At 30.8% G+C, this 5,180-nt stretch carries 6 protein-coding genes; 5 read left to right on the forward strand and 1 reads right to left on the reverse strand.

Annotated features, from left to right (window positions below; all coding sequences use genetic code 11):
- The 5 genes from ACVC2P_RS05615 to ACVC2P_RS05635 all read left to right on the forward strand — a co-directional run.
- The coding region (locus ACVC2P_RS05615; RefSeq protein ID WP_452597493.1) for a hypothetical protein at positions 1 to 219 on the forward strand (219 nt) is incomplete at its 5' end.
- Positions 216 to 1,376 (forward strand): hypothetical protein, encoded by a 1,161-nt coding sequence (locus ACVC2P_RS05620; protein ID WP_452597494.1) that lies wholly within the window; start codon positions 216 to 218, stop codon positions 1,374 to 1,376. The genes ACVC2P_RS05615 and ACVC2P_RS05620, both read left to right, overlap by 4 nt.
- Positions 1,377 to 1,386: 10 nt before the next feature.
- Positions 1,387 to 1,815, forward strand: coding sequence for a hypothetical protein (locus ACVC2P_RS05625; protein ID WP_452597495.1), 429 nt, complete (start codon positions 1,387 to 1,389; stop codon positions 1,813 to 1,815).
- Between the two features lie 74 nt (positions 1,816 to 1,889).
- Positions 1,890 to 2,363: a hypothetical protein gene (locus ACVC2P_RS05630; protein WP_452597496.1), complete on the forward strand. Its 474-nt coding sequence runs from the start codon at positions 1,890 to 1,892 to the stop codon at positions 2,361 to 2,363.
- Between the two features lie 16 nt (positions 2,364 to 2,379).
- Entirely contained in the window at positions 2,380 to 3,258 is an 879-nt protein-coding gene (locus tag ACVC2P_RS05635) for a hypothetical protein (RefSeq protein WP_452597497.1), read from the forward strand.
- 107 nt (positions 3,259 to 3,365) lie between these two features.
- Here ACVC2P_RS05635 and ACVC2P_RS05640 read toward each other — a convergent pair.
- Positions 3,366 to 5,180: P-loop NTPase fold protein (locus ACVC2P_RS05640; protein ID WP_452597498.1), on the reverse strand; the 1,815-nt coding region annotated here is incomplete at its 5' end.

The raw sequence follows: 5,180 nt of genomic DNA on the forward strand, positions 1-5,180 counted from the left end.
GAACAGAATGTTATGAAAAACTCAAAATACGTTATTGTATTTCTAATCCTAATTTGGACTAGTTTTTTTATCTGGGAATGGTTTATTTCTAAATGGCTAACTATAGCTCCTAATACTTTTATAAGAATAGATTTAATAATAATACTTCCTTCTCTAATAATTACAAGTTTATACTCTATTCATCAATTAATAAAAAAACATAAAAAGCAATCGTTATGAGATTAAAACCTATAGTATATGCTGTTGTTAGCCTGTTATTTTTTAACTGTAATGCTCAAAACAAAATAGGCGATTTAACAAAAACATATAAAGTAAATTCTTTAGAAGCATGTGAAAAAAAGGCAGGCTATTGGTATAAAAATAAGTGTTGGGCAAACTTTGATGAGAGTGAAGGGATTTCTATAGCCAATATTGATAATGAAGTTAAAAGGCAAATGGAAATAATTTATAACACAAAAATGGTTATTGATGGTGAGGCTTACCCTATTAACTTTTTCTTCCCAGAGGAAGATGGAAAGCAAATAATATTAATTACAATGTTTAAAAAGGGTGCCAAAACACAAACATTATTACAATTTGTAGATACAAATGCGCTTCCTATTTATACTGAACAATCTAAAACGGATAAACAAAAAACAGTTGAAACTTCGGCTATTTTAATAGATGCAGATATAATTGCTTTAGATGATAATGATAAAGCTTCTGCTAATCTTTTTAATAATCCTTTAGCAACTGGAACGCTTACTGCTACTGTTAATGATTTAGAGACATTAGATATATCGTTTAAAGGACAGCTTAAATATGCTAAAGACGCGACTGTAGCAACTATTGCTTTTAAAAGTAATGAAGCTATAACTGGTGCTGGTAATAGTACTATAGAAGTTAAAGAGAATAAAGCTTTTTTAAATGGCACATTAGGGACAGTAACCTATCCGCAAATAAAGAATTTAACACTTAATCATCCAGAAGTAAAAACCCTTGTTCTACAAAATGTCCCTGGTTCTATAAACGATGCTGTTAATATGCATACAGGAAGACTAATAAGAGAGGCAGGACTTAATACTATGGTATTGGTAAATAGTAAAATATCTTCTGGTGGAGTAGATTTATTTTGCGCTGGTAACGAACGTATTGTAACTAAAGGAGCCCAGCTAGGTATACATTCTTGGGGAGGTGAAGGCATATCGGCAGATGAGTTACCTAAAGACCACCCAGCACACCAATATCAAATAGAATACTTTACGATGTGTTTAGGAAAAAAACTAGGGCCAGACTTTTATTTCAGAACATTATCTGCTGCTCCATCTGGAGATATGTACTGGATGAAAAATGATGAAATTAAAGAAAAAGTAGCAACAAAATTTATAATAAAATAATTATTAAGCAATGAAAAAAACAATTTTAGCAAGCATATTTATAATAGTAGCAACTTTTGGTGGTATTGCCCAAGAACTAAAGGTTGTAGAAAGTAGCACTGTAAATATTAACGAATTACCAGAATATATAGTTGTTACCTCAGAAAACACAAAACTCTTAGGAGGTATAGACATCTCTATCGATTCCAAAAAATCTGTTTATCAAGATAAGCTAGAAGAACTTGAAGAGTTACTTCAAAACAGAAAAAAACTTCGTATTAGAAACCAAACAGATCTTTTAAATGCTATTTCTCAACTAGGCTACGAATATGTAGATGCATATAACGCAAATGCAGGCACTTTAGGTGTTGGTGGTGGAGATGATGTAGAAGTATTTGGAAGTAATGCTAAGTACAGAATAAATATGGTATTCAGAAAAAAGGAAAAATACAGAAACTAAATTCAACTGCTTATAACACAATGCTTTCTTACAAGAATGCATTGTATAATTTTAATAATTAAAAAACGAAAACAATGAAAAAAACAATTTTAGCAGGCTTATTTGCCATCGCAACATTATTTACAATCCATGCGCAAGACACTACAAACACTAAACAGTTTGAAGTAAAAGTTATTACAAGTGTAGAGTCTATTGTACCAAATGGTTTAGGGCGTTCCCGAATAATATCTGCCAATGCCGAAAGAGATTACAAACAATTTACTTCTACCCAAACTGAAGAAGATAATTCTAGAAACAAGTCTAAAAGAAAGGATATTAGAGTTAAAGATTTTGAAGAAACAAAACTTTTAAACTTTTATAACCTTGGCGGTATCAGATTTCAAAATATTGCTGCTAATGATGCTGTAATTTCATCAAAACTAACAACGATGTTAGCAGAGGGTTGGGATTTAGCATTTGTTACTAGTGCAGTTGAAAGCGATGCAGGAAGCAAAGATGGAAAAGGTATATTCATTACACGTTACATTTTTAAAAGAAAAATAAACTAAAAAGAACATTAAGCTCATGAAAAAGTTAAAATTTATAGTCTTACTAGCACTAACTATTACAACCTTTTATAGTTGCAATAATGATGATGATAATACAGGCACAGTTATTATTGAGCCTCAGCAGTTTGCAGAAATTGAAGATATTGCTACTTTTCACGGTAATGCAGAAAGTAATATTGTAATTGTAAATACTCAAGGAGGCCCAGTAACGACTCTAGAAGATGATATTATTAATGAAATAAGGACTTCTACTAACACTCAAAATGTATTATATGTAAACGTGCATCAAGCGCAAACATTAATGCCACAGCAATTTTCTCAATCTGACATTACTTTTGAACAAGCTAAGGTATTTGATGCTGAAAGTATTGTAAACTTAAAAAAAGTAGTCTCCTTTTTTAAAAATTTGCCCAATAAAAGAGTTTACGTTTTAGGAATTTCCTTTGGAGCTTTCATGACTCAAGAGCTTATTGCAGAGCATGGCATTGGTGTTGCAGATGGTTACTTAATTATGGTAGGTAGACTTAACATAGAAGATGCTTTTTGGACTGGTTTTAGCCAAGGTCAAGGTGGAGGTTATACTTACGATGCTAATGGAAATGCTAGTTTTCAACTACAAAATTTAGATGACGTTGAAGACCGAAATATGAGTCGCTTAGCTGCTGGCTTGGGTAACAATAGATATATTACCGAATTTGCTAATATTAACGACCTCTCTAAAATAACCTATGTTGCGGGTGATAGAGATGAACAAGTTGGCAAATTAACAACCGAAGAAATTCAGTTTTTAAATGGTAAGGGTGCTACTGTAAATATTATTGCTGGAGCTAACCATAGCGATGCTATAGATACTGGTTTAGAACAATTTTTAAAATCTACTTTCAATATTGAATAGCTTTAATAGCTCCCATTATTTAATATTGAATTCATGAAAACTTCTCTTTTTTATAGAGGAGTTTTCTTTTTTATACTACCACAACTTATTTTTATTAAAAATAGAACTTACACGCCATTAAATGTAAAACGCTTTATAAACTTGCTATATTTTTTAAATACTTTCTTATCTGTCTTTAAGAGTTGATTAGCATTGGTGTTAAATATATTCTGTATTTTGTTTTGAGCTTCTTTTTCATCATTATTATATAGAGTTTCATTTAAAAAATCTTGTAATGTCTTACCATCAATTTTACTATCTGTTTCTCTGTTTATAAAAGCTTCAAATGGTTTAACTAAGCATTTATATTTACCTATAGGTAAGGCTATTAAAAAGATAATGGCTAATAATTCTTCATCTTTAGCTTCTTCGGAATAGTTAAATCCTTTATGTGCTTTTATTATTCTAAAAATATTTACAAATCGTTTTAGAGTTCTTGGGTTTGCGCCTAGTATTTTAGAAAATTCTTGTATTAGTTTTATTTCCTTAGTTACAAATTTTAGTGAGGCTATAACTTCTTCATTTGTTTCTAGAGGTCTTACATCATCAATATTCACTTCTTTATTACTGCTATGCTCTACCTTTACTTCTTTTAATACGTCTCCTGTATTTGCTAAGGATTCTGAATTTGATTCTTTTACATCTCCTCCATTTTTTTCTTGCCCTTCTTTTGTAGCAATTTTTAAACTTGGGTTAGATTCTGCTAATGTTTTAAGCATATATTTTACATTCTCGTCTGTGGCTTCTTGTAGATGGAATGGAATTTGAAATATTTTCTCTAAATATCCTGAGGGTTCTATGCGTTCTATTAGTTTTGCTCTTTCTCCATGGCCTCCAAACTGTAATTCGTGCTTTTTAATTAAGGCATTTTTCACCCAACGCGGGTCTACACCTACTACAACTACAAATAACGGATAAGCCATTAGTAGGTTTACAGCTTCTAGCACTTGTATAACACGATCGTCTGTACAACGATCTAGATCATCTATATATAAGATAATGCGCTCTAGAGGCCTTTCAAACTTACTTCTAAAGGTTTGGTATGTTTCTTTAGCTTTTACTTCGTTTAACTCGGTATTATGATCGGTAAATAAATCGCTTAAAATTTCAAAGTCTTTTCGTATTACAGAGACTATGCCTAAATGCTTTTTATAATCGTCGCTAGTAGAGCGGTTTTCTATAAACTTAAATAAGGCTTCGGTTGTATGTGTATTATCTAAACGGTATTCTATATCTTTTTTCTGTGCTTCGGCCTCCCCTATTTTAATATTAAGTTGTTGTATGTTTTGCTTATAATTTTCTATTTGTAATGTTATTGCTTTTTCTTCTTGCTTAAATTTAAAGAGTGCATTTTCTTTTTCTAGCACATAGGCTTCTTTTAGCTTCCAAAACGATGCAATTAATGGGTGTAAGTGCCTAGCTGTTTTATAGGCTCTTAGTAGTGCCGTGCCTATTAAAGATATGGTAACCCAATACTTATACCTAAAAATCTTTTCAAAGTCAATCTCACTAATTTTATATTCTGTAAATAACATAAAAATAGGAACACCAATTACTATTATTAAAATTACAGCTAACCATAACAAATTATTTTTCCAAACCGACTTCCCAAAAAAGGTTTTTATAAAGGTTAATGTTGTTTTAGATTTGGTATAAAGTTCTTCTGGGCTTTGCCAATATTTTTCGGGTATTATTTTACTAAATTCTTCTGTAGATTGATTAAAAGAATCATTGGCTTGGAGCGCCTCTTGTACTTTTTGCTTAACATTAAATTTGTAATCTATTTGTTTAAATAGGTTTTTAATTGATTTCTTTTTAATGTCTTCTATTTTTGCCTCTAATAAATTTTCTGAAGCTATTTTTTTATCCTTTAAGCGTTGTAT

Source organism: Pontimicrobium sp. MEBiC01747 (assembly GCF_053601635.1).

Bases quoted from the DNA above. Each gene is read 5' to 3' on its own strand.
- ACVC2P_RS05620 (WP_452597494.1), top strand. From the start codon at position 216: ATGAGATTAAAACCTATAGTATATGCTGTTGTTAGCCTGTTATTTTTT.
- ACVC2P_RS05625 (WP_452597495.1), top strand. From the start codon at position 1,387: ATGAAAAAAACAATTTTAGCAAGCATATTTATAATAGTAGCAACTTTT.
- ACVC2P_RS05630 (WP_452597496.1), top strand. From the start codon at position 1,890: ATGAAAAAAACAATTTTAGCAGGCTTATTTGCCATCGCAACATTATTT.
- ACVC2P_RS05635 (WP_452597497.1), top strand. From the start codon at position 2,380: ATGAAAAAGTTAAAATTTATAGTCTTACTAGCACTAACTATTACAACC.